Source organism: Ignavibacteriales bacterium, assembly GCA_020635255.1.
Lineage (GTDB): Bacteria > Bacteroidota > Ignavibacteria > Tepidaquicellales > Tepidaquicellaceae > JAEYVS01.
This window is the reverse complement of the sequence record JACKAC010000001.1, coordinates 1,628,592-1,653,718: the sequence shown is the minus strand read 5'-3', so window position 1 is coordinate 1,653,718 and position 25,127 is coordinate 1,628,592. Positions and strand designations below refer to the sequence as shown.

Annotated in this window: 21 protein-coding genes; 14 read left to right on the top strand and 7 right to left on the bottom strand. The window is 40.4% G+C overall.

Annotation, left to right across the window (positions count from 1 at the left end; genetic code table 11):
* Window positions 1-160 precede the first annotated feature (160 nt).
* Both H6614_07465 and H6614_07460 read left to right on the top strand, forming a co-directional pair.
* A complete protein-coding gene (locus tag H6614_07465; GenBank protein MCB9243492.1) occupies window positions 161-2,074 on the top strand; it encodes an AAA family ATPase in 1,914 nt (637 codons plus the stop codon).
* 6 nt (window positions 2,075-2,080) lie between these two features.
* Window positions 2,081-2,302 (top strand): KTSC domain-containing protein, encoded by a 222-nt coding sequence (locus H6614_07460; protein MCB9243491.1) that lies wholly within the window; start codon window positions 2,081-2,083, stop codon window positions 2,300-2,302.
* A 798-nt stretch (window positions 2,303-3,100) separates the two neighbouring features.
* On the opposite strand, the gene H6614_07455 is transcribed toward H6614_07460, so the two are convergent.
* Both H6614_07455 and H6614_07450 read right to left on the bottom strand, forming a co-directional pair.
* Window positions 3,101-3,391: a GIY-YIG nuclease family protein gene (locus H6614_07455; GenBank protein MCB9243490.1), complete on the bottom strand. Its 291-nt coding sequence runs from the start codon at window positions 3,389-3,391 to the stop codon at window positions 3,101-3,103.
* A 319-nt stretch (window positions 3,392-3,710) separates the two neighbouring features.
* On the bottom strand, window positions 3,711-5,612 hold the full coding sequence (locus H6614_07450) for an NAD-binding protein (protein MCB9243489.1): 1,902 nt from the start codon (window positions 5,610-5,612) through the stop codon (window positions 3,711-3,713).
* A gap of 389 nt (window positions 5,613-6,001) precedes the next feature.
* On the opposite strand from H6614_07450, the gene dinB reads away from it, so the two are divergent.
* From dinB to H6614_07425, 5 genes are all read left to right on the top strand, one after another.
* Window positions 6,002-7,186, top strand: coding sequence for a DNA polymerase IV (gene dinB / locus H6614_07445; GenBank protein MCB9243488.1), 1,185 nt, complete (start codon window positions 6,002-6,004; stop codon window positions 7,184-7,186).
* Between the two features lie 131 nt (window positions 7,187-7,317).
* Window positions 7,318-7,707 carry a carboxypeptidase regulatory-like domain-containing protein gene (locus H6614_07440; GenBank protein MCB9243487.1) on the top strand — a complete coding sequence of 130 codons (390 nt, stop codon included), beginning with the start codon at window positions 7,318-7,320 and terminating at the stop codon, window positions 7,705-7,707.
* Between the two features lie 327 nt (window positions 7,708-8,034).
* A complete protein-coding gene (locus H6614_07435; protein MCB9243486.1) occupies window positions 8,035-8,313 on the top strand; it encodes a DUF4160 domain-containing protein in 279 nt (92 codons plus the stop codon).
* 38 nt (window positions 8,314-8,351) lie between these two features.
* Window positions 8,352-9,200 carry a TrmB family transcriptional regulator gene (locus tag H6614_07430; protein MCB9243485.1) on the top strand — a complete coding sequence of 283 codons (849 nt, stop codon included), beginning with the start codon at window positions 8,352-8,354 and terminating at the stop codon, window positions 9,198-9,200.
* A 142-nt stretch (window positions 9,201-9,342) separates the two neighbouring features.
* Window positions 9,343-11,331, top strand: coding sequence for a T9SS type A sorting domain-containing protein (locus tag H6614_07425; GenBank protein MCB9243484.1), 1,989 nt, complete (start codon window positions 9,343-9,345; stop codon window positions 11,329-11,331).
* 59 nt (window positions 11,332-11,390) lie between these two features.
* Here H6614_07425 and H6614_07420 read toward each other — a convergent pair whose 3' ends face one another.
* Window positions 11,391-13,079: an ABC transporter substrate-binding protein gene (locus H6614_07420; protein MCB9243483.1), complete on the bottom strand. Its 1,689-nt coding sequence runs from the start codon at window positions 13,077-13,079 to the stop codon at window positions 11,391-11,393.
* A gap of 106 nt (window positions 13,080-13,185) precedes the next feature.
* Between H6614_07420 and H6614_07415 the strand changes: the two genes are divergently transcribed.
* Genes H6614_07415 through H6614_07405 form a run of 3 tightly spaced genes read left to right on the top strand, consistent with a single transcriptional unit; the run spans window position 13,186 to window position 16,915 of the window.
* Window positions 13,186-14,847, top strand: coding sequence for an acyl--CoA ligase (locus H6614_07415; protein ID MCB9243482.1), 1,662 nt, complete (start codon window positions 13,186-13,188; stop codon window positions 14,845-14,847).
* Window positions 14,847-15,923: an adenylate/guanylate cyclase domain-containing protein gene (locus tag H6614_07410; GenBank protein ID MCB9243481.1), complete on the top strand. Its 1,077-nt coding sequence runs from the start codon at window positions 14,847-14,849 to the stop codon at window positions 15,921-15,923. Before H6614_07415 ends, H6614_07410 begins: the two co-directional genes overlap by 1 nt.
* Window positions 15,920-16,915 (top strand): hypothetical protein, encoded by a 996-nt coding sequence (locus H6614_07405; GenBank protein ID MCB9243480.1) that lies wholly within the window; start codon window positions 15,920-15,922, stop codon window positions 16,913-16,915. Before H6614_07410 ends, H6614_07405 begins: the two co-directional genes overlap by 4 nt.
* Here the strand turns inward: H6614_07405 and ppk1 are convergent.
* Window positions 16,881-18,947 carry a polyphosphate kinase 1 gene (gene ppk1, locus H6614_07400; GenBank protein MCB9243479.1) on the bottom strand — a complete coding sequence of 689 codons (2,067 nt, stop codon included), beginning with the start codon at window positions 18,945-18,947 and terminating at the stop codon, window positions 16,881-16,883. The genes H6614_07405 and ppk1 overlap by 35 nt on opposite strands.
* Window positions 18,947-19,462 carry a histidine phosphatase family protein gene (locus H6614_07395; GenBank protein ID MCB9243478.1) on the bottom strand — a complete coding sequence of 172 codons (516 nt, stop codon included), beginning with the start codon at window positions 19,460-19,462 and terminating at the stop codon, window positions 18,947-18,949. The genes ppk1 and H6614_07395 overlap by 1 nt, the downstream gene beginning before the upstream one ends.
* Before the next feature lie 1,155 nt (window positions 19,463-20,617).
* Here H6614_07395 and H6614_07390 point away from each other — a divergent pair.
* On the top strand, window positions 20,618-21,154 hold the full coding sequence (locus tag H6614_07390) for a T9SS type A sorting domain-containing protein (protein MCB9243477.1): 537 nt from the start codon (window positions 20,618-20,620) through the stop codon (window positions 21,152-21,154).
* A gap of 45 nt (window positions 21,155-21,199) precedes the next feature.
* On the opposite strand, the gene H6614_07385 is transcribed toward H6614_07390, so the two are convergent.
* Window positions 21,200-21,424, bottom strand: a complete 225-nt coding sequence (locus tag H6614_07385) for a DUF2905 domain-containing protein (protein ID MCB9243476.1) — start codon at window positions 21,422-21,424, stop codon at window positions 21,200-21,202.
* Between the two features lie 109 nt (window positions 21,425-21,533).
* Between H6614_07385 and lpdA the strand changes: the two genes are divergently transcribed.
* The 3 genes from lpdA (at window position 21,534) to H6614_07370 (ending at window position 24,084) form a co-directional block, all read left to right on the top strand.
* Window positions 21,534-22,940: a dihydrolipoyl dehydrogenase gene (lpdA, locus tag H6614_07380; protein ID MCB9243475.1), complete on the top strand. Its 1,407-nt coding sequence runs from the start codon at window positions 21,534-21,536 to the stop codon at window positions 22,938-22,940.
* A gap of 128 nt (window positions 22,941-23,068) precedes the next feature.
* The gene (locus tag H6614_07375) at window positions 23,069-23,488 is read left to right on the top strand and encodes a YtxH domain-containing protein (GenBank protein MCB9243474.1); all 420 of its coding nucleotides are present in this window, start codon (window positions 23,069-23,071) and stop codon (window positions 23,486-23,488) included.
* 17 nt (window positions 23,489-23,505) lie between these two features.
* Window positions 23,506-24,084 carry a DUF948 domain-containing protein gene (locus tag H6614_07370; protein ID MCB9243473.1) on the top strand — a complete coding sequence of 193 codons (579 nt, stop codon included), beginning with the start codon at window positions 23,506-23,508 and terminating at the stop codon, window positions 24,082-24,084.
* A 50-nt stretch (window positions 24,085-24,134) separates the two neighbouring features.
* Here H6614_07370 and H6614_07365 read toward each other — a convergent pair whose 3' ends face one another.
* Window positions 24,135-25,124, bottom strand: coding sequence for a zinc-binding dehydrogenase (locus H6614_07365; protein MCB9243472.1), 990 nt, complete (start codon window positions 25,122-25,124; stop codon window positions 24,135-24,137).
* Window positions 25,125-25,127 lie beyond the last annotated feature (3 nt).

Here is a 25,127-nt window from a genome sequence, read left to right as displayed (position 1 = left end):
CAACAAAATTACCTCAATTCTGCTCCGAAAATACCCTATTCAGCTTAAAAACTAAGAAAACCTCAATTCCAGCACTCATTTTTACGCTACTTTCAAAAAAATTATTCTTTGGACAAAAGGGGCAAAAATGGGTAAATTGAATAAAATTTTAAACTATTGGATGATTGTAGAATCATTAAAAATTGAGAATTTTCGTTGTTTTAAAGAAGAGGAAATCTTTTTTGATAAATATAATTGCTTTGTTGGAGCTAATGGTGCAGGAAAGTCTACTATTTTATGTGCGTTGAACATCTTTTTTAGACATTCTAAAGATACAAAAATAGATGTCAATAACATTTCGATGGATGATTTTCACCATAAAAATATAGAGGACGATATTAGGATTACTGTTACATTTACAGACCTGTCTGATAAAGCAAAAGAAGAACTGTCAGATTATGTTAGACATGATAAACTTATTATTACAACTGAGGCGAAATTCAATAAGGAAACAGGGGAAGTTGAAGTAAAGCAGTATGGGAATCGCTTAGGATTTAATGATTTTAGAAAATATTTTGAGAAGTTTAAAGAAAATGCATCTGCCGATGAGTTAAAAGATATCTATGGTAAATTAAAAGAAAAATATAATGATCTTCCTAATGTAAAAACGAAAGTTAGAATGAAAGATGCTTTGCAAGAATATGAATCTCAAAGGGAAGACAAATGTATAGTGATAAAAAGTGAAGATCATTTTTATGGTTTTACTAGGGTGAGTAAGTTAGCACCTTTCGTTCAATGGGTATTTATACCCGCGTCTAAGGATTTTATAGAAGAAAGTGAAGAGTCAAGATATTCTTCTCTCGGAGTATTATTAGAGAGAACAATACGCGGAAGAGTTAATTTTTATGAAAATATAAAAGAAATGATGAATGATGTTACTGAAAAGTATAATAAAATGGTAGATGATCATCAAGCAGTGTTGAAAGACATTTCCGAAAAACTTCAAAAAAGACTTGCCAAATGGTACAAACCAAATATTCAGGCTTTACTTGAATGGAAGCGTGATGTGGAGAGAGCAATAAGCATTGATGAGCCACATGCGTTTTTAAAAATTAAAGAGCGAGGATTTGAAAGCGAATTAACAAGATTTGGGCATGGGTTGCAACGTTCATACATGCTAGCATTGTTAGAAGAAATTTCGACTTTGGATGTTGAGAATTCACCCACTCTCATAATGGGAATAGAAGAACCAGAAATTTACCAACATCCGCCACAAATACGATACCTTGCGGAAACATTAATTGATTTGGCTGAAAAGGATTCACAAATTCTTGTATGTACTCACAGTCCATTATTTATTCCCGGCGATGATTTTGAAAAGATAAGAATCGTGAAAGAGAATGGTGATCCAAGTTTTACAACAATAAAATATTTAAAGTATGAAGAATTGGCTGAAGAGCTTGCTAAAATTGATGATAAACCTGTTAAATCTTCAGGGATTGTTGCTAAAATGTATCCGTCTTTGAATCCTATAATAAATGAAATGTATTTTTGTAAAATATTAATTTTAGTTGAAGGTGAAGCGGATTTAGCTTATTTAACATCATATTTAATTTTAACAGAAAAATTAAATTATTTTAGAGAACTTGGGTGTCATATAGTTTACACAAATGGAAAAAATAGATTGATTAAGCCACTAATAATTGCTCGTCTTCTAGAAATTCCTTGTTTTGTGATATTTGATGGAGATACAGATAAGACTAGTGAAAGTGAGATTGCGAAACATAGAGAAGACAATAAAAATATATTAAAAATACAAGGTCATGAAAACGAAGACGAATGGCCAACTGAAAACATTTATAAAGACAATTTAGTCTGTTGGAAAGAAAATATAGAAAAAACAATTCAGGTTGAATTAGGGGAAAATTTTGATATATACAAGAGGGAAGCCTTTAAATTCTATGACAACGTTGGCGATTTGAAAAAAAATCCATTGGCAATTGCAAAAATGTTAGATATAGCGTGGGATAAAGGTGTGAGATCTAAGACATTGTCTGATTTAGTTGAAAGAATACTGAAATTTGCACTAAATTAAATCACTATGAATAATATTGAAATGATAGATGTTCGTTCATCTACAATAAGAAGTATTGGATATGATTATGTTGAAGAAATTCTAGTTGTAGAATTTAAGAACAGATCTATATATGAATATTATAATGTTTCTGAAATGATTTTTCAAAATTTCTTAGATGCAAGATCAAAAGGAACATATTTAGGTAAGCATATCAGAGATAAATATAAATATAAAAGAATTAAATGATTTTGATGCTTCTCCGTCTTTCAATAAAAGGTATATATACGTATCTAACCCTTTCTCATTTGCTTCCATCACTATTTCCATCTAAATTTATACCAATTTCAGGAAGGCTTTGCCTTACCTAATCAACCTACAAGCGGCAGGCTTTCTTCTTAGAAAGCATCCGTTCCGCGTTCCGTCCTTGACGGGATTAGAACATGTGTAAAATGGGACAATAACATCACACATCCCCCCTTTTAGAAAGTGGGTCTACGACCTCGTAGAGGGAAAGAGGGGGGTTAAAAAATAAAACCCCTTTAAACGCCGTTGTTGGTGTTATAGGTGAATAAAAATGAACCGTCACCAACAACACTATTATTGTCGCCGAACTTTTGCCGTAGGCACTCTCGAAGAGTCCTATGGACCTTCGGAGAAATCAACCGATAGCAGAAGATTCGGTAGTTATTGTCGCCGAACTTTAAATCAACCCATACTTGGAACATGTGTAAATTGGGCGGACACGTGAGGCGCCCGTACCGTTCTTTAAATCAACCTACCATGGTGAGAGGTGATTCTCTGCCATTATAGAAAAGTAAATATGTTAAATAGTCAGGTCTTCACCTGATACTGGAAGGTCTGCGCGCGTTCACTTGCCTCACCGCCTGCACACACAGCGGAGCGGATCCTCGCCGACCTGCACGACGCTCATTGACATCATATTATTGTTGCTGAAAAAAAGAAAAAACTACCACGCTTGTCATTGCGAGCGAAGTGCAACGGAGCGCGGCAATCCCCTCAAGGAGTAAACATAGAATCTTAAATTCATATGAAATCATTAGAGAGATCTTTCCATTCTGGATTTAGTGATTTAACCAGCTCTATTTTCTTTTGCCTCGATCCGCCTTTGATCTGTTTCTCACGTGTAATAGCTTGACTGACATCTGTTGTGGATTCGTAGTAAACCAGTTTTGTAACCTTGTACCTTTTAGTAAAGCCCTCTGTTTTTTGTTCTTTATGCTGAAGTACACGCGCAATGAGGTTATTGGTTACACCGGTATATAGAACAGAGTGAGTCTTATTTGCGAGAATGTATATATAATAGTTTCTTGGCATGGTATTTAACGCATTCAGTTTACGCAAAGAGAGAAACTTGTTTTAATCGCTTTAAGTCCAAAGGTGTCAGGAGATTGCTTCGTCGCTACGCTTCCCTCGCAATGACAAAGGGGAGAATTATTCTAATCATGGTATTTTACGCATTCAGTTTACGCAAAGAGAGAAACTTGTTTTAATCGTTTTTAAGTCCAAAGGTATCAGGAGATTGCTTCGTCGCTACGCTTCCCTCGCAATGACAACCGGGAGAATTATCTAGGGCTTCGCTACGCTTCCCTCGCCTGCCTGCGACAGGTAGGCAATGACAACCGGGTGTTATTTATTAATCCTCCGCCAGCACGATCACCTTATCGCGCTCATTGAATGTAATTTTCTTTGACTTTACAGGGTTGAGGTTCACACCGTAAGCGTGTTCCGGGCTGTCGAAGTGCTCGGACTTGCGGTAGCCGAGCGCGGTCTGCCCCTTGCGCGCCGCCGACTCCAGCACCGTATAAAAATCCATCTCCACACCGGTCTTTACATAGTCCGTCACAGGTTTTAGATATATCTCCGAACCCTCCGCGTTGAGCAGTTGATCGAAGACATCCTTTAAGTCCCGGCTCTCGGAGAGCTGGGCAAGCATGAGGCTGATGAGACGGTCGCTAACGATGAAGTCGTTCGCCTTTGTGACCTCCGCAAGTTCCTTATTACCGATGTCCTGCATCTCACTCACTATATTAAAGGTTGTGCCGAGCTTCTGCGAAATATCGCGCAAATGGAGAAGCGTGATGAGCGTCATTGCGTCGGACTTTTGCATGTCGTATATACGGGAGTAGCAGAGGACGATAATATGGTCGTAGGACGGGAGATCCAGCGATTCGAGCATGTCACGCGAGGTGGTGTTTCCGCGAATGTGAGTGATCTTCTGATTACCGATCCTGTGGTTAATATTGTTCAGCTCGTTTTCTACGAAGGGGGTATCAGCCACGATCACGACTTCCGATCCCGGCGCAACGTATGTATCGAGTTCCGTCACGATAGAGTCGCCGGACTGGTTCCACCCGATAATGAGAGTCCGTTCGGGCTTTTGCCCCGCGGGAACGGGATTCACGATGGTGTCTTCGATAGTGCCGAATGAGGTCTTCCCGGAATGGCGGACGGTGTCGTCATCTTCTGAGACAGCAATTACCTCGGCGCCGTCGGTCAGCACCGTATCCATCGGCGGATTAATCAGCACTTCGCCGTCGCCCTGTTTTATGCCCATAATGGCAGAGTCTTCGTAAGAGTAGATTGCGTCTTTGTATGTTTTGCCGATGAGCTTTGGCTCGCGGGAGAAGTAGATCTCGTCACCACCGTAGTCCAGGAGTTCCGTATAGATAACGCTGAGCCCGGACTGCCGGCACGTCTGCACTGTAATACGGGAGATGAGGTCTTCGCCGAGCAGGAGCACGGCTTCTTCACCACCGACTATGCTTCCAACCTCTAGATTCTTTTCGTCTTTTATTTCGGCGACGATGTGGTATTTTCCGGTCTTTCGTTTAGGACTGTTCGTAATTGCGAGAACGGTTTTTATGACATCGATGTCGGGGTTATTGTCTTCCGGCGCAAGTATGATAATGGATTTAGCATCGTTTGGATTTACGATCTGCAGGTCGGTAAGGTCGAGGGGGCTTCCGCTCCGGCAGATCACCCGTGTATTTTTTAAGTTAGGAATTTTTTCACGTATCTCGTCCTCCATTTCAACTTTGTCTTTACCGGCAAGTATGACAACGGAGGGGTTTTTCTGGTTTTCGTTAGCTACGATAAGTTCTGATATTATGGGTACGATCTTATTAGACCAGCCCAGTAAGAGCGTGTGTCCTTTCTCTATCACGAATGACCGTCCCTTGCGCATGGTATCGAGCCTGGACTCTATACCGCTTGTTATTACACCTATAAGAATACTGACGACGAATATACCGCCCACAGTTACGCCCAGCATTACAATCCTGTATCCCCAGCCTATATCACCGCCTATAGTTCCCGAATCTATTGCACGCATCAGGCTCTGCCATGTGGCTTCGATGAATCCCATATCTTCAGGTGTATCTGCCGGATGAATGTGCCCGACGACCACAATGAAGCTTGCAATGACGATAAGCAAAAGCGATGCAATACCGAGCCATCCGATAAGAGCCGCCGCGCCGCGGGACATAATGTTATCGAATTTGTAATGGAGGCGCTGGGAAAACTTGAATTTGCTCATGGGAAAAGGGGATTTGGGTTTTCGGAAAAATAGGGAATATGGGTAAGAAATTAAACATAATCTTGATACATAGTGGTATGTAGGCTCAAGGTGTAAATCATCTAACAATTGTTCCGTTTTTTGCTCGGGAAATAAACTCGCATTTAATTACTTAAATAATTTGTTAGTAAGTATTGCTCGGACAATATTTCCCCGTCCTCCGACGAATCGGAGGAGCGCAAAAAGCCTCACAATTTTACCCCGACTCGTCGGGGCCGATGATTTACACATGGCCACTAAGAATTAATACTTGAGAGATGATTTTCATATAAGTTTGAACACTGATATTCCTTCGGAATCTGTGGATAATGTTTTAGGAAATGTTTAATTTTAGATAACCTTAGATTATTATGGATATTGGGTCAAATGAAAAAAAGCGTGTTATATTCCACATCGATATGGATGCTTTTTTTGCGTCGTGCGAAGAGGCGATCAATCCTAAGCTGAGGGAAAAGCCTCTTGTGGTCGGCGGTACGAAGAAGGATCTGCGGGGGATAGTAACGTGTCCGAATTACAAGGCGAGGAAGCTGGGAGTAAAGACGGCGATGCCATTATTTAAGGCGATAAAGCTGGCACCCGATGCGGTGTTCATCCGCGGGACGAGGGGATTGTACGGCGACTATTCAAAGAAGGTGAGAGTGATATTCGAGAATTACACTTCACAGATACAACCGATCAGCATAGATGAAGCATACATGGATGTGACGGACGTGCTTTTTAATTATGAGTATGACGCGCAGAAACTAGCCCAAGCAATAAAGGACGAAATAAAAAATACGCTGGACATTACATGTTCGATAGGAATATCGGGGACGAAGCTTTGCTCGAAGATCGCATCGGATTTTAACAAGCCGGACGGGATAACTTATGTAGAGCCGGGAAAGGAAAAGGAGTTCCTTGCCGGTCTAAAGATAGAGAGAATACCGGGGGTCGGTAAGAAGTTACAAGAGAAGCTTCTCAAATATAATATCGAATACATTCGTGATATATTGAAATATGACGTTGAGTTTTATGAAAGGGAGATAGGGCATTATTCGTCGTTCTTATTGAGGGTGGCTAATGGTGTCGACAACAGGGAAGTCCACACAGAGAGCGGTGACAGGAAATCGCTTTCGAAGGAGACGACGCTGAATGAGAATACGGACGATATTGAATTTTTAAAGAAGCAGATGAACTATTTATTGGAGAGGTCATGCGCGCTTATGAGAAAGAATGGAATTAAGGCAAGGACGATCACGGTGAAGGTGAAGTACTTCGATTTTAAAATAAATCAAAAATCATTTACGACGGTAAAGTATTCCAATCTCGAACCGGATTTTTATAGTGACGCGGTGATACTCCTAAACAAGTTAATGGAAAGGGGAAAGAAAGTTAGGCTAATAGGTGTAAGGTTCAATGAATTGATAGATGAAGACAAAGCGATACAGGAAAGTTTATTCTACGATACGGATAAGTTTGAAAAGATCACGGAGAAAATAGACAAGATAAGGGAGAAATATAATTTTAATGTAATAAAGTTCGGGAAGAATTTTTAGATAATATTAAGAAATAATAAATTTTAATATATTTTGTTTGTTTTTTAGTAATGATTTTTTTTGGGTACTTGACAATAATATATTGTTATTGTAATTTTAATCTACCATTCATTAATTTAAAAATGAGAAATATGAAAACCACAAAAATCTTTTTGTTTCCGCTTTTTTTTGCTGTCCTATTTATTTTTAGTTTTAATGTAAATGCAGACTCATCTTTTAAACCACAGTCTAATGTGAGTGGAACCGTTTATGGCAAAGGTCAACCCCTTGCAGGAATAACTGTAATGATCTATCAACATAACAGGTCAAACGTTTTAGGTACTACTGTAACGGACGGTGGAGGTAACTATTCATTTACAGGTATATCAGGGGAAATAGATTTACTAATATGCTTTCCAGAAGACGAAGATGAAGATTTTGTGTCAACATGGTACACATCGGCTACCGATCAAAGCGGCGCAACGGCAATCAATGTAACCTCCGATATGAGCGGTATTAATATTACTGCAATTGCAAAATAAGTTTATAAATTTAAGACCCTTTCTTTAAAAGGAAGGGTCTTTTTTTTTATCCTCATCCTTAATTATTAATTTAACAATACCTATCCATAGGCTTTCTATTCTGGACTAGACGATAATGTGGTCAAAAATAAACTATTGACAATAATGTTTATTTCGTATATTTTGTTGTTAGGCTTATAACAACAAAAATTGTAGGTCAGCATACCAAGGGGTAAAATAAACCTAACTTTCCAAAACATGGCAGAGAGAAAAATCCATGTAGATTGGATAATATTCCCATCTACAAACACGGGGGCAAGGTCACAGAAAAATTAAGGGAAGGGTAAAATGGAAGCGATCATATTTATAGACGAAGTAGAAGATGTTACATACACAATGAATTTTGAAAAGATCACGAACCTATACTATCCTCATTTCATAGCAGAGTATGGGGAATACTCTGTTAAGGTTGCACTTGACCTCTCGATCATCGAGGGTGTATTGCCGGACGGAAAGATCCACGGGGTGATAAACTGGGCGAAAGAAAATAGGAGTTTCCTCGAAAGCATGTGGGGGAAACTGATAAAGCGGAAAATAAACCATTTAATAATGAAGAAGGCGGTTTAAGGAAGGAGCCTCCGGGTTCCTCCCGCTTTTAGTCCAGGATGAAAGACAAAATACAAAAGCTAGAAAATCTAGGATTCACTGTAAACGAGTCGAAGGTATTCATGTCGCTAATGAGCGGCAAAGTGATGACCGCGACCGAGATAGCTGATTCGGCTAATATTCCGAGGACGTCTGTATATGAGATATTAAAATCGTTCACTGAAAAGGGTATATGCAATGAGATAGAGACACCGACGAAGAACAAGTACGAGATCATTGATCCTGAGGTAGTAAAAGACAAAATTGAAAGGGAGATAAAAAGGTCCAATATGGTGAGGCTCGATTCGCTCGAGAACACCTTTAACGAGTTCAAAGCTTTATACAAAGCTGACTCAGAAGAGGAAAGTTCCCACGATATCGAGCTTCTCCGGGGCTTTAATAAGCACCGCCAGTTAAGAGTTGAGCAATTGATAAAGAGCTCAAACGAGCAGATACTTTTGATGAATAGGTTAAGGGCGGTTGTTTCTAAAGAACAGGGAGATGAAGTAAAGAAGTTCTTCAAAAGGGGTGGCGAGTTGAAAGCCATCTATGAGATAACAAAAGATTTTAAGGTCAAGATAGATAACAAGTGGACCGAGATAACTAAAGAGGAGTTGATAGATCTTTGCGAGCAATTTGAAAAGGACGGAGTAAAGACGAGATTTGCAAAAACCGTATCCCAGAACGCAATGGTGTTTGATAGGGAAACGGTTTTTTTGAATATATTAAAAGAAGTAAAGGGAAAACCTGAAGCAAGTGACATTATAGTTAAGAACACTAGCTTTGCCGATCTGATATGCTATACATTTGATAAGCTATGGGAGGAGTCTATGACACTAAACGAATTTAAAAAGACTTTAAAAAAATGATCAATGGATTAGAAAAAGTTTTTCTGATGCATTGATTTTTTTATATAAATACAATATTATAGCTTAGATTTGTATATAAAAATAAGTAAAAAAACTAATAATTGCTATTGTTTATAAATTAATTTACTAAATTTACTGTAACTTGAGTAGAATCTGGACTAAAATATTATTACTTACTATCCTGACGGGATTTTTCTCCAGCGGGTATATTTATGCTGATGATTATTATGGATGGAGAAAATTTCAGAACAGTAAATTTAACGGAGAGATAAAAGCCTTAGAAGTTTATAACGGCGACCTGATAGCGGGCGGAACATTTTCCTCAATAAACGGTGTGCCGGTTTATGGACTTGCAAGGTGGACGGGCGATCATTGGGAATCAATGGGCGCAGTTAAGAATACAGAGATATATTCGCTTGCTGTATGGAACGGATCATTAGTGGTCGGCGGAAAATTTAATGTAATCGATGCAGTTACGGCGAAGAACATAGCAAAATGGAACGGTACAAGCTGGTCAGCGCTCGGAAACGGTCTTAATAATAATGTAAACGCGTTAACTGTATATAATAGCAAACTCATAGCGGGCGGTAAGTTTACAAGCTCTGGTTCGACACAGGTAAAGAGAGTTGGTACATGGAGCGGATCGTCATGGTCTGAAACAGGAGACGGCTTGAATGCAGATGTAAACGTACTGATAGTAAATGACGGGATGCTGACAGCCGGAGGAAATTTCACAGGCAAAGTCGCAGAGCTTCACGGTTCGGATTGGAAGAATGCCGGAATCGGATTAACGGATGAAGTGAATGCACTCACGGTTTTAGATGGTAAGCTAGTTGCAGGCGGAAAGTTTAGTAAGCACATCGCGCAGCTTTCGATCGGTATATGGTGGACGCTCGGTTCCGGTGTAGAAGATGATGTAAATGCTCTTCAAACAATAAGCGGTAAGTTAGTAGCCGGAGGTAAATTCAGGTATGCCGGCAGTTCTCAGGATCAATTTTTTGTGAACAGGATCGCAAGCTGGGATGGGAATAGCTGGGGGAAATTCGCAAGTGGCATGAGCGGAAGTGTCAGCGCGATAAAGACATATAATTCAAATATAGTTGCGGCAGGTAATTTCTGGTCAGCAGGGGGAGATACAGCATATAATATAGCAATATGGAAGCCTGTACCTTACAGGACGATCCAAGGAAGAATTTTATATAGTGACAACAACGAGCCAGTTCCACATGGTGTGGTATACGCGTGTAAGCTGGATATATATTCAAAAAAGATTGTGTATCTCGATACGGCTGATGTGGGAAGCGTCGGCCATCAATCGGGTGAATACATCCTGGACAGAGTACCGGAAGGAGAATGCGACATTATCTTAACGTTTCCGGACGATGAAGATGACAGCTATCCTTCCGGAACCTCTGATTTTATATATGTACCAACATATTATCCAGAATCAAATTCATGGATAACGGCGACAAGATTACCATTATTCCAGAGTTTATCTAACATAGATATTCATGTACAGAGGATAATAAGCAGTGATGATCTATCGTCGGCAATAGGTTCAGTAAACGGAACAGCAAATCTAAACTATATACCAGAGGGTTATCCGTCTACCGGTTCATTCGATTACAAAGCGGGTACGATAGTATTTTTAAAGAGAAGCGGTAGTTTTTATTCATATGATGTCAGCGGGGAAGATCAAAAGTTCTATTTCGATTCGATAGAGACCGGGCAATATACATTAATAGCGGACAGGATGGGTTACTCGACGATAACAATGCTATTTATGGTATCACAAAATACGAATGTATCGTTCACACTGGATACTCTGAGTGTTCTCACGAATGTGGGAAATGGTACGGAAGTTCCATCCAAATATACACTATACCAGAACTATCCAAATCCGTTCAACCCGTCATCGACGATAAGATTTGACATACCCGAAAATTCTAATGTAAAGCTTAAGATATACGATATGCTTGGCAGGGAAGTAATTTCGTTATATGATGGATTTATGTCTGCCGGAAGCTATGAGGCGACATGGAATGCATCGAGATATTCGAGCGGAGTGTATTTCTATAGACTGGAAGCGGACGGCTTCATACAAACAAAAAGAATGGTGTTGGTTAAATAAACCGGAAAAATAAATTTACAAAATCTTTCCCCCGAAGCCCCTATGACAATGGGGCTTTTTTATTGTTTCTTTGTATACTTCAGATTGATAATATTAAGTCCATTCAAATAAAACCCTTCGATGTTTTTCTTAACAAGATATACCTGCTGGTTATAATACATGTAAAGCCAGGCGGCGTCATCAACTACTATCTGCTGGAGTTTATCATATATCTGTTTGCGCTTTTCGAAATCAGTTTCTTTTAAGCCTTCCTCATAAAGCTTATCCACTTCGGGATTGCTGTAGCCGACACGATTAGGTCCATTTGGTGTGATGTTTTTGCTGTAAAACAGCGCCATAAAATTTTCCGGGTCGAAGTAGTCAGCACCCCAGCTTGCCCGCCAGAAAGGGAATTTTCCTTCTTCCTGCTGAGAAATGAGAGTAGCCTGCAACATCTGTTCGAGCTTGAGGTCGATGCCAAGTTCTTTCAGCTGATCCTGTACAGCGATAGCGATGGTCTTTTGAATTTCATCGTTACCCATGTAGAGCGTGAGGGAGAGACCTTTTCCGTTTGGGTAGCCTGCTTCATCCAGGAGTTGTAATGCTTTTTGTTTATCGTAAGTATATCCTTTTATGTCAGGATTGTATCCGGGCATTCCGACGGGTATTGGACCATTATGAGCGGGAGTGCCACGGTTTTTTAGTACGTATTTTATAATTTTTTCGCGATCGATGGCGTAATTGAGCGCCTGGCGGAGTTTTTTATTTCCTGCGAATGGACCGGTCATACCACCGGGGAGGTTCTTATCCTGCATCATGCCAAAGAAGACCGTCTGGAGCCACGGTTTGCGGACGAGGTCGAAGTCACGAGAGCCGGGGTCGGTCAGGTTGCCGTTCTCGTCGATAAGCTGGTCGATAGTTTCGGATGAGGGGAGGTGGAAATCATAGCGTCCATTTACAAAATCGAGATACTCGGTCTCGGATGACTGTGTAAATGTCATTTGAATGCCGTCGAGATACGGATATTGATTCCCGGCTGAGTCTTTTCCCCAGTAGTTAGGATTCTTTTCGTAAACAAGCTCTTTATCGAAGTCCCAGTGTTTAAATTTAAACGGACCGGTGCCGACAGGATGTTGGCTAAAACTGTCTCCATAGTGTTCGACCGCCTCATGCGGATAAACAAAGCCATATGTCATAGTGAGAATGCTCAGGAAAGGAGCAAAAGGCTGTGTAAGCTCTATCTGAAGTGTGGAATCATTTAACGCTTTAATGCCAGTTATCTCTTTTACTTCGCTTGCTCCGGCGGACTTACCCGAACGGGAGTCTATGTATTCCTGGACGCCCTTTATTTTGTCGCGGAATACCCATGAGCCACGGGTTTTGGTTTTCGGATCATTGACACGTTCGAGGCAGTATTTAAAATCGGCGGCGGTAACTTTCCTTCCTTTGCCGTCCGGGAAACAGGCATCGTCATGGAAAAAGACATCATCGCGTAAAGTGAAAGTATAAACAGTACCGTCCTCAGATATCTCCCATTTTTTAGCGATAGCGGGTACGATCTCATTTTCGCGATTGTATTCTACAAGTCCCTCCATCATAATCGAGAGCGCCCATATGACCTGGTTGGAGTTTGACATTACCGGCTCCATGGTTTCCAGACCAAGAGGCTGGTTTAGATAAAATATATTATCTGTTTTAGTGTCATTGTTAGAGCAAGATGTAACAAAGGCGAATATTGCTAAAGCGAGGAAGATTAACTGTTTTTTCATTTATAGATTACCAATAAATTTAGTATATTTAGGATACTTTTTTAAAGCGTTTGCTCAAAAAATAAACATTAATCACCACAATTTGAATATATTTAACAGTAATTAAGTGGACGAAATTACGAGGCATACAATTTTACAAGCGCATAATTTCAGTGATAAGTCCGCAACGGACTACCTTGTAAAATATCAAAACATTAAAGAACTGCTTGATGAGAGAGCAGAAAAGGACAGAGATAAAGAGTACTTAGTCTTCTATAATGAAGCAGGAGATAAGAAATCATATACTTACGGGGAATTTATCAAAAAAGTACGGATATTAGCGAAATATCTGCTGAATCAGGGTATAAATAAAGAGGACAGGATAGCAACATTTTCACACAATCACGCTGATACAGTAATATTGTATTTTGCTTGCTGGTATATAGGTGCTGTGATCGTTCCCATAAATGTAAGTGAAGAGATAGATAGAGTAAAATACATTCTGGAAAACTCACAGACAAAGATTGTATTTACCCGGAATGAGTATCTTGAAAAGCTATCCGGGGTCAAGAATGATGCATTTGAGGTGTTCAATTTCGATGAATATGGCTGGAGTGACGAGGAGCTTCACAATAAGATAGCGCCATATGAAAATAAGGAAATGGAAGCGATGATCGTTTACACTTCCGGGACGACAGGTAATCCAAAAGGAGTTGTTTTAACCCAGTATAATTTAATGGTAGATGCGTACAGTATATCCGGGTGGCATGGACTACACCGCGGGGATACGATGATGTGCGTACTGCCGATACACCACGTTAACGGGACGGTGGTAACGATAATGACAACGATGTTTTATGGCGGGAGGATGGTTCTTAATCAGAAATTTCAGACAGACAAATTTCTCAAAAGACTCGCTGATGAGAAGGTTAAAGTGGTGAGTGTTGTTCCAACGTTATTGCAATTCCTTCTACACTCCGATGAAGATGCATCGAAGCATGACCTGTCCGGATTTTCACATATTATTTGCGGAGCGGGACCGCTTACATGCGAGATCGCTAGGAATTTCGAAGAGAGGTTCGGGCTCAGGATAGTGCACGGGTACGGGCTTTCGGAGACGACGTGTTATTCATGTTTTATTCCAATTGACCTTTCCAAAGAAGAACATTACAAGTGGCAGAACGATTTTGGATTTCCTGCTATAGGAATCCCGATAGACTGTAATGATATGCAGATCCACGACGAAAAGGGGAATTCAATGGACGAAGATGAGAAAGGTGAGATAGTAATTAGAGGGCATAATGTTATGAAGTATTATTTTAATAATGATGAAGTGAACAGGAAGACATTCGAGTTCGGGTGGTTCAGGAGCGGTGACGAGGGATTTTTCAAATACGATGAAAACCGAAGACCGTATTTTTTTATTACGGGACGGTTGAAGGAATTAATTATACGAGGCGGGGTAAACTTATCGCCACTGGAAATAGACGAGGTGCTTTCTTCACTGGACGAAGTAAAAGCAGGGATAGCAGTAGGATTCGATAACGACTGGTATGGTGAGGAGGTTGGAGCGCTGGTGATGCTGAAAGAAGCACCTGCATCCGATGAGGAGAGTGAAAAATTAAAAGAGAAAATAATTGCTGAATGCAAATCAAAACTGCCTTTCCATAAAGCTCCGAAGGTCGTGATATTCTCGGATACAATACCGGTAACATCAACCGGAAAATATCAGAGGAATAAGGTAAAAGACCTATTCAAAGATTATAAGGAGATCCAATTCAAGAAGTAGTGGAGAACGGAAAAGAAAATAACAGAGAAAAGTTATTGCAGATACTATATTCCGCGCTTATTGGAATAGTTGTTGGGATGGTGTTTTCTCTTATCTTTTTTAAGATAAGCCTGAACTCCATTATCGAGGGAATGCTTATGGGATTCCTTATTTTTGCATTAAGCTCAGCGTTCGAGATATATCTTTTTCGTCCGAGATACAGGAAGCTAAAGTTTTCTTATATTCTGTTGTTCAGGCTGATATTTTATGTCGCGGCTGTGTCATTCTCAGTACTATTAGTATGGGTACTGAATGAAGCGAGACTGGAGAATACCGGATTCATGCAGGTGATCACAAGCGGGCAGGTAAAGGATTTTATATTGCGTGATGAATTTTTAAGGATACTTATATTCGCAATAGTGGTGAGCATACTGGTAATTTACATAAGCCAGATGAATTACCTGCTTGGACAGAACGTATTGATGAGGTATATGTCGGGTAAATACTACAAGCCGATCGAGGAGGAAAGGTTCTTTATGTTTCTCGATCTGACATCATCAACAACACTTGCCGAAAGAACACGCCCATTAGAATATCACAAATTTCTGAACAATTATTTCTTTGACGTGAACGATCCAATAGTAAGCACGAGGGGTGAGATATTCCAATACGCGGGAGATCAGGTTGTCATTACATGGACGAAGAAGAACGGTTTACGAAAAGCGAATTGCATAAGGTGTTTCTTTAAAATAAAGCATAAGCTCGACACATTGCAGGAAGATTACGTAAAACGGTTCGGCATGTTTCCAAAGATAAAAGCCGGATTGCATTTCGGTAAGGTTATAGTAGGGGAAATAGGGGATTCAAAAAAAGAGATCGTGTACCACGGCGATGTTATCAATACAGCTTCAAGGATACAGGAAGAGTGTAACACACTCGGAAGCAACTTTTTGATATCGAGGGAAGTATTAGACATAGTGGAATTTCCTGAAGCGTACCGAAAGGAACTTATGGGAAGATTTTTACTCAAGGGAAAGGAACACGAAGTGGAAATCTACAGCGTGGAGGAATCAACAAAACAATTCCAGTCAGCATGAAAAGTTATTTAGTATTTCTGCTGGCAGTTGTAACGGGTGTATTGTATGCACTGTTTGCAAGATTAATATTCGGATTGCAGATCGACTGGACGGACTTTGCTTTTCAGGGCACTACGTTAATGTCATTTGCGTTTATTTTTGTAATGCCGTTTGCCGCGGGATATATAACCGCCTACGTGGCAAAACCCGGTACTTCACTGGTATATTGCCTGCTTGCCCCATGGATAACGGTTGTTTTGCTCCTTTTCTTTTCATTTATATTCGCACTGGAAGGATTAATATGCATAATAATGGCGTTACCTGTATTTCTTATTATGGGTTCACTTGGAGGACTGACTGCATACTTTGTCTCACGAGCGGGGAAGAAGATCAATACGATTGTATTATGTTCCGTAGTATTGCTTCCTTTTTTAACGATCCCCATTGAGAATAAAGTGGAACCTGGGAAGGAATTCGTTACTGAGCAGACTTCGATAATGATAAATTCCACAGAGGATAAGGTATGGGAGAATATAGTAAGGGTATATGAGATAGACGAGAAAGAGAACGAAAGCACACTTTTTCTTTTTATGGGATTCCCCAGACCAATAAAGGCTGAACTGGACAAAGAGGGTATTGGGGGCGTGAGAATAGCGGAGTTCGACAGGGGATTATACTTTACCGAGACGGTAACGGAGTGGGATCCGAAGAAGTCATTTACATTTACAATAGATGCCGATCCGAACTCTATCCCGTTGACGGCACTGGATGAGCATGTTACGGTGGGGAGTAAGTACTTCGACGTGCTGGAAGGTAAGTACGAGCTGGAGCCGGTAGAAGGTGGTGTGGTATTACACCTGACGAGCAAGTTCGTAATGTCGACGTCGTTTAATTTTTACTCAAGGATATGGTGTAAGGCTATAATGAAGGATATTCAGGATAATATACTGCATGTGATAAAGAGGAGATGCGAGGGCACTACGAATAATTCTTCTTCATATAATCATAAGTAGCGTACTGGGTACGTACTTTCATAATGTTGTCATCCTGTTTGTATTTGTTTGTCTGTTTTTTATCGATGATCCGCGCTTTTGTATTATCTCTCAATTGAATGTCCAGCAAATCCTTTAACATCTCTTTAATATTCTCATCGTAAACGGGAAATCCGACTTCGATCCGTTTTCTCAGGTTGCGTTTCATCCAGTCGGCAGAAGCCAGGTACATTTCATCCTTACCGTCATTATAAAAGTAATACATGCGAGAGTGTTCGAGGAAGCGGTCGAGTATGCTGATAACTTCGATATTTTCGCTCATGCCTTTTACTCCGGGCACTAGACAGCAGATACCCCGCACGATAAGTTTAATGGTAACCCCGGCATTACTGGCTTCGTAAAGGCGCTTGATAATGTTTGGTTCTTCGAGCCCGTTCATTTTTGCAATGATGTATGCTTCTTTACCTTTTTTTGCGTTTGCGGTTTCGCGGTCGATGAGATTGTAAAAAGAATGTCTCATGTTGAACTTGCCGACAAGAAGATGTTTGAATTCGGGTTTACCGGAATTTCCTTCGAGGTGATCAAACACCTTTTCCAGTTCATCTACGAGGCGGGAGTCGGATGTAAGTAGTCCAAGATCGGTATAGAGTTTTGCTGTCTTCTCATTGAAATTGCCGGTTGCAAAGTAGCCATATTTTTTTAACTCGCCCTTCTCTTCGCGCAGTATGAGGGCGGTCTTGCTGTGAACTTTCAACCCGGGCAGGCTATATAGCACTCTCGCGCCGGCGCTTTCCAGCAGTTTAGAATATTCCATATTAGATTCTTCATCGAAACGTGCTTTGAGTTCCATGAAGACGGTGACCTTTTTGCCATGTTTGAGGGCATTAACGAGCGCTTTAACCACCTCGGAATCCTTTGCAAGCCTGTATTGAGAGATCTTAATCTCCTTGACTTTCGGATCTTCCGCGGAAGTATTGAGTATGTTAATAATGTAGTCGTATTTTTGATACGGGAAATGCAGGATAAAGTCGCGCTTTGCCCAGCCGGCGAAAATGTTCTTATTTTCTTCGAGGGCTTTACTTTTCAACGGTGGAAGTGCTTTATATTCCAACTCTTTACGCCCGGGATTTGGGAAAGTGAAGAAGTCGCTGAAATTATGATAACGGCCTCCGGGTACTAGGTCTTCTTTTGTCAGTTCCAGCGCATCCTTAAGCAGTTTAAGGAAGGGCTTTGGGATGTTCTTATCGTAAAGGAAACGGCACGGGACAGCACGGCTTCTCTGGCGGAGGCTTTTGGATATTTTCTCGCGCAGGTTACCGGTGAACTCGTCATCTATGTGAAGGTGCGCATCACGTGTGAGTTTTATTGAATATGTATCTACTATGTCATAACCCGGAAATATGTTCGGGAGACAGAATTTTATTATATCATCGAGAAAGATAACGTGGTCTTTATTCCCGTGTTTTGGGAGCTGTATAAAGCGCGGAAGTTTATCCGATGGAATTTCTATTATTGCGTAATTATGGCGGATGCGTTTTGGAGGTTCATCTGTCTCGTGTTTGGGTGATAATTTTATTGCAAGGTAGAGGAGCCCGCTTTTCATAAAGGGGCTGACCTTGCGTTTGACGATCATCATCGGGGAAATATGAAGTAGGATATTGTCATAGAAATAATCCGTGACGAAATTAGATTGCTCTTTATTAAGCTGTGTTTCATTTACAAGCAGGATGTTGTTCTTATTAAGATCGGGCATTATCTGCTCGCGGAATATCTGTCCGTACTCCTCCTGGTGCGCGGTGACGGTCTTTGTTATTTTATTTAGTAACTTAGCAGGATCGAAGTCGAGTGCACGTTGTGTTTTTTTACTTAGATCGAGGAGTGTGCGGATACCGGCTACACGTATACGGAAGAACTCTTCAAGATTGGAAGAGAATATCGCGATAAATTTTATTCTTTCGTAAAGCGGGACAGTGGGGTCTTTTGCTTCCTGCAAAACCCTGTAATTAAATGAGAGCCAACTTAATTCCCTGTCGAAAAGTTCAAAATCTTCCATTACTCCGAGAGCGGCTCCTTATAATATTTCTTTGGGTATTCGAAAAACTTCAGTTCGCCTTTGCCGAAATTAACATCTTTCCATGAATCTACATCGAACGTAATGCAAACGACTCCGCACGTGGGAACGTTTTCGATGTTAGCATCACATAACCTGTTTGCAAGATAAGTGAAGCCAGGATTATGTCCGAAAATGAACAACGTATCGTAATCATCGGGAGCGGTTTGGATCACTTTTAGCGCCTCGTACTCGCCCGCGAGATAAAGCGACTCCTCGTAATAAACGTCATCTTCCGTCATACCGAGGGCTTTGGCGAAGAACTTAGCCGTAGTAAAGGCGCGGACCGCGGAGCTGGATATCAACCCGATTTTTTTGGAATCGGTACGTTTAGCGACAAATTCAGCCATAAAGGGGGCATCCCGTTTTCCCCGCTTATTTAGGGGACGGTCGTGATCGGATAGATCCGGATGCTTCCAGCTGGACTTAGCGTGCCTGACTACGAGTAAGGTTTTGATGACGAAAATGGTTTAATTATTTAAATGCAGTGTATATATAAATATAGCTCTTATAAGCAATAATTAATAATCAAATTTGAAAACTTAACATTGGTAAGTCGGTTAAAGGGAAGATTTTAATCTTGTTTTTTAAAGTGTAATTTAAAACATTTTATTACCATGTCAAACTACCATAAAAATAATATGTAAAAACAATTGAATGTGATGAAGAACTTGCTGTTATTATTGATCGCATTTATTCCCAATCTTCTTTTCGCTCAACTGGTTTCTGATTTCCAGGTAAATGATCCGGATACTGCTGCAAGGGATGACTTTGAGGGAAGAATTGATGTCGATGGAGAAGGTAATTATGTAATAGCATGGACCGATAGAAGGACAGGAAGACCAAATGTATTCTGTCAGATGTATAATAGCAATAGTGTCAGGATAGGAAATAATTTCAGAGTTAACAATATTCCCGATTCTTCTTCAAGTCCTGACATAGCGGTGAATAAAAATGGGAAATTTGGTATTTGCTGGTATCAAAGTACGAACTTCCAGACACATTTAAATTTAAAACTATATGACAAACAAGGTGATCCTATTACAAATGAAATCATATTAAATGATAGTACAAATGGTATACATGGAGACCCGCGAATCGATATCAACTCTTTAGGAGAATATATAATAACGTGGGATTACAGACCTAATACATCTACTTTCCAAACAATATATTACCAGGTAGTTGATTCTAATGGTAATAAGATCGGTACAAACCGTATTGCCGATGACCAGACTCCCGTTAGGAAAGATAATCCATCCATTAATGTTTTTCCGGATAACCGTTTTGTAATTACATGGCAGGATCGGCGTGTGACAAATGTGGAAGACATTTATTACCAGATGTTCGATGGAGATGGTAATAAGATCGGAGGTAATACCAGGGTTTATGATGATACATTATCTAATGCCCAAACCTTTCCATTAGCATCATCGGATTCGCTAAATAGATTTTGTATATGCTTTACCGAATTCGACCTGTCAGGTCCCGTATTCCGGATAAGAGGTCAGCCTTTTAATAGTGACGGCAGCCGTGACGGAACGGATTTCGTTGTAGCTCCTTTTTCTTTGGATCAGTATTTAAGGGCAATAGAAAAAAGAAGTGATGGAAAGATGGTGGTAGCCTTCGATAAGGGCTTTATGAACAACGTGCCATATTTTCAAAGGCTTGATTCATCCGGGAATGAAATAGGCGGAGAGTATGCGGTTAGTATTGAAGCACAGAATTTTAATAAGAATTATACAGATGTAGCCGTATATGGAGATAAGATCATAAGTGTTTGGGATGATAGTAGAAACGGTAATTCGGATGTATTTTGCAATGTTCGCTCATTCACAAATCCCGACAGCACTGTAGGTATCAGCCAGATATGGAATGAGTTGCCTTCTGATTACAGGCTTTATCAAAATTATCCAAACCCGTTCAACCCAATGACTAAGATAAAGTATTCTATACCACAAGAAGGACTAGTAAAACTTAAGATTTATGACATGGCAGGTAGAGAAATAATATCGTTGGTGAATGAGATTAAAGAAGCAGGAAGTTACGAAATAGTGTTTAACGGCAATGCTCTTTCGAGCGGAGTATATTTCTATAAAATTGAAGTGGGTTCATTTAAAGAAACAAAGAAGATGATACTCTTAAAATAAATTTTAAAAAATAGGTTAGAAAGGCGCTTTTCGGAGCGCCTTTTTTTATTTACGGAAGTAATTGATCAGCCAGAAGATCAGAGAAAGCAGAACGCTTATAATTATACAAGTAGTTACCGGGAAGTAAAACGTGAAGTCTTCCCTTGCTATCCGGATGTCTCCGGGGAGCTTGCCGAGAAAGGGGATCTTACCCCAAAAATTGACAAGAAGTCCTATACCAATGATAATTATGCCGAAAATAATAAGATATTTGCCAAGTGACTGGTTCATACTGTAGTGATACTCTCCTAATTACATTGAGTTAGAGGTATTATATTAGTAAATTACAGTTTCACCAAAAATATTTCAACAAATTAATTCAAATTATACACTTAATTTTATGCAAGAATTCGATGTAACCGTAATAGGAAGCGGACCGGGTGGGTACTCAGCAGCTATCAGGGCCTCGCAATTGGGATTTAAAACGGCAATTGTGGAGAGGGACAGATTAGGCGGAGTATGTCTTAACTGGGGCTGTATTCCCACAAAAGCTCTGCTGAAAAACGCGGAAATAATGCATACACTTAATGAGCTGGATAAATTTGGGGTAAAAGCGGGCAAGTTTGAGGTAGATTTTCCCAAAGTCATCGAGAGATCGAGAGGAGTGGCGGATGCTTCAGAGAAAGGCGTGCAGTATTTGATGAAGAAAAATAAGATCGCGGTCTTCATGGGAACAGGGAAATTGAACAAAGATAAGACAATCTCAATTTATGACAATGAGGGAAAAGAGCTTGATAAAATTAAGTCAAAACATACAATTATTGCGACAGGTGCAAGACCGATAAAGCTTCCGGGACTGGATTTCGATGAGAAGAAGATATTATCATCGACAGGCGCGATGCTCTTACAAGAGATACCAAAGAAGATGTCGATAGTAGGCAGTGGAGCGATTGGCGCGGAATTTGCGTACTTCTATAATGCATTCGGTACTGAAGTTACTATAGTAGAGATGCTTCCGACGATACTGCCTCACGAAGATAAGGAGATATCGAATGTGGTGGCAAAGGAATTCAAGAAGAGCGGAATTAAAATACTTACCGATACGAAGGTTGAGAAAGTTGAAGTGAAAGGCGACAAGGTTATCACAAAAGTATCGGGAAAAACGGACGAGGAATTAGAATCGGATGTTGTATTGATAGCGATAGGTGTTACAGGAAATATAGAGGATGTTGGACTGGAGGAAGCAGGTGTTAAGACTTATAAGAAGGGAATCGCAGTTGATGTGGATTACAAAACGAACGTGGACGGAATTTATTCGATAGGTGACAGCGCGCTGATAGATGAAAGAGGGAAGTTATGGCTGGCGCACGTAGCGGTGATAGAAGGAGTTAATTGTGTAGAGAAGATAAAAGGTATAGATGCAGGCGACATAGATTACCTGACGATCCCGGCGAATACATACTGTCATCCTCAGGTTGCATCGGTCGGACTGACAGAAGATAAAGCGAAAGAAGAGGGATATGAGGTACGAGTTGGTAAGTTTCCGTTCTCGGCAAATGGAAAAGCAAGAGCAATAGCGGACACAGCAGGTATGGTGAAACTAGTATTCGATAAGAAATATGATGAGTTGCTTGGCGCGCATATAGTTGGACCTGAGGCAACCGAACTGATAGGCGAGCTTGTGATGACAAAAACGCTCGAAGGTACGGGAAAGACGATATTATCGACAGTTCACGCTCACCCGACCCTGAGCGAGGCGATAATGGAAGCGGCAGGTGTTGCGCATGATGAAGCGATTAATATCTAATTTATAATTTGATTTTTATTCAATAAATTCGTTATTTTATAATATAAACTAAAATAATTCTTGATAGGGTAATTATAACTAAATCATTGTAATTGCCGTATTAAGAAAAGAAAAGGAGAACTTTTAAAATGGATGATGACAATAAAATGGCAAAAGGCTTAATGCTTGGCTTTTTAGCAGGAGGAGCTATCGGAGCCACGATCGCATTACTTTATGCACCAAAAAGCGGACGGGAATTAAGAGCTGACATCAGGCACAAGACCGATGAATTCATTGATGATACATCGGAATACATGCAAATAGCTAGAGAGAAAGCTGAAAACCTGATCAACGAAGGAAAGAGAAAATCGGAACTTCTGATCCAGGACGCAAAAAAGAAAGCAGGTACTTTGATCGACGATGCTAATTCATTGCTCAATGACGCAAAAGAGAAAGCATCAAACAAGTATGGTGAAGCTAAAGACAGGATCTCTCATGAATCCGATAGAATCAAAGATGCTCTAAAGGCAGGTGTCGACGCTTATAAAGACGAAAAAAAGAAATCATAATTTAATCCCGGGTTAAATTGAACGAAGCACTTCAAATAACGACCATTATTACGAACGTGATCATTGCGATCAGTTTTGTCACTTTGATAATATTTGTATTAAAGCTGATAAAATGGGCGCAGGATCTCGACTCAAAGGTAGATAAACTTACCGGTGAGTTATCGGAACTTAAGGAAGAAACAATTCCTTTGATCCACAGCCTTAAGGATTTTGTTGACAGTGTCAATAAGATCTCCGATAAGATAGATAATGTTGTGGAAGGTGCCGGCAAAATAGTCGATAACGCCAACTCGATAGTAGAGAAAGGTGTCGATATTGCCGATGATGTTGTTAATTTCGAGCGGAAGATAAAGGGAAGTATCGAGCCCTCTATTATGGATACCGTAAATACCTACGTGGCGATAGTCAAAGGTGTAAAGGTATTTTTCGAAAAGATAAAGGAACGAAAGAACGGACACCATCCTCTGGTCGAATTCAGAGCAGATGCAGATGCTAACATTAACGTTTATAGTGATGATTTGCAAGAAGAGTATGATGAAATAGATAAGGAGCTAAACGAGGTCAGGAAGAAGTTAGATGAAATGAAAAAGCATTAAGCAGGCTTACATAAGCAGTTTACAAAATCCGGTTATACGCCGGATTTTTTTTATGCCATTTTTACAACGATCTTTCCGAATTGTTCTCCGTCATTCATTCTTCTGAAAGCGGAATGGACATCATCCAGGGGATAGACCTTATCTACAATTGGTATGATCTTGTATTCGTTAACAAAGGCGAGCATATCAGCAAAATCCTTGTCAGAGCCCATTGTCGAGCCGAGTATCTGCAATTGTTTCCAGTAAACCCTTCGCATATCGAAGTCTTTAACTGTGCCGTTAGTAGCTCCATAAGAAACGATCCTCGCACCGTAAGTCGTGAAATCCAGCGCTTTTGCAATAGTGTCGCCTGATGAACTGTCTATTACAACTGTAACACCACCGGTCATTTCTTTGATCGCTTCGCCCCATATCTCTTCTTTGTAATTCACACCACCTTTTGCACCTAGTTTTATAGCCTGTGCTATCTTTGCTTCAGAGCCGGAAGTGAGGTAGGTTTCTGCGCCTATAGCGATACAATAAAGCAGAGCCATCGTAGATACACCTCCTCCCGCGCCCGTGATGAGTACTTTATCGGAAGGCTGTACATTTGCTTTTAGTATCACTGCTCTGTAAGCAGTTAATCCAACGAGCGGTAATGCCGATGCCTGATCAAAATCAAGGTGAGCGGGTTTGGGATAAACTTTCGACTTATCTACCTTAGTGTACTCAGCGAGCGTGCCGTTTTGTGGAAGACCGAGAATCTCGTATGAAGTTGGTGATTGATGGGCTTCGCTATCACCCCAGTTGATTGAGGGATTGATTACCACCTCGTCGCCATTTTCCAGAATTCCTGCACCATCTGAGCCTAGTATGACAGGGAGCTTTATTTTGGAGTAAAGCCCTTTAGTTATCCAGAGGTCACGATGATTTAATGAAGCAGACCGGATATTAACCAATACTTCGTCTTTGTTTGGTTCCGGTGTAGGGAAATCCTCGACAAGGAGGTTCTTATCTAATTGTGAAATATCTCCGGTATTATGAAGTACAGCGGATTTCATATG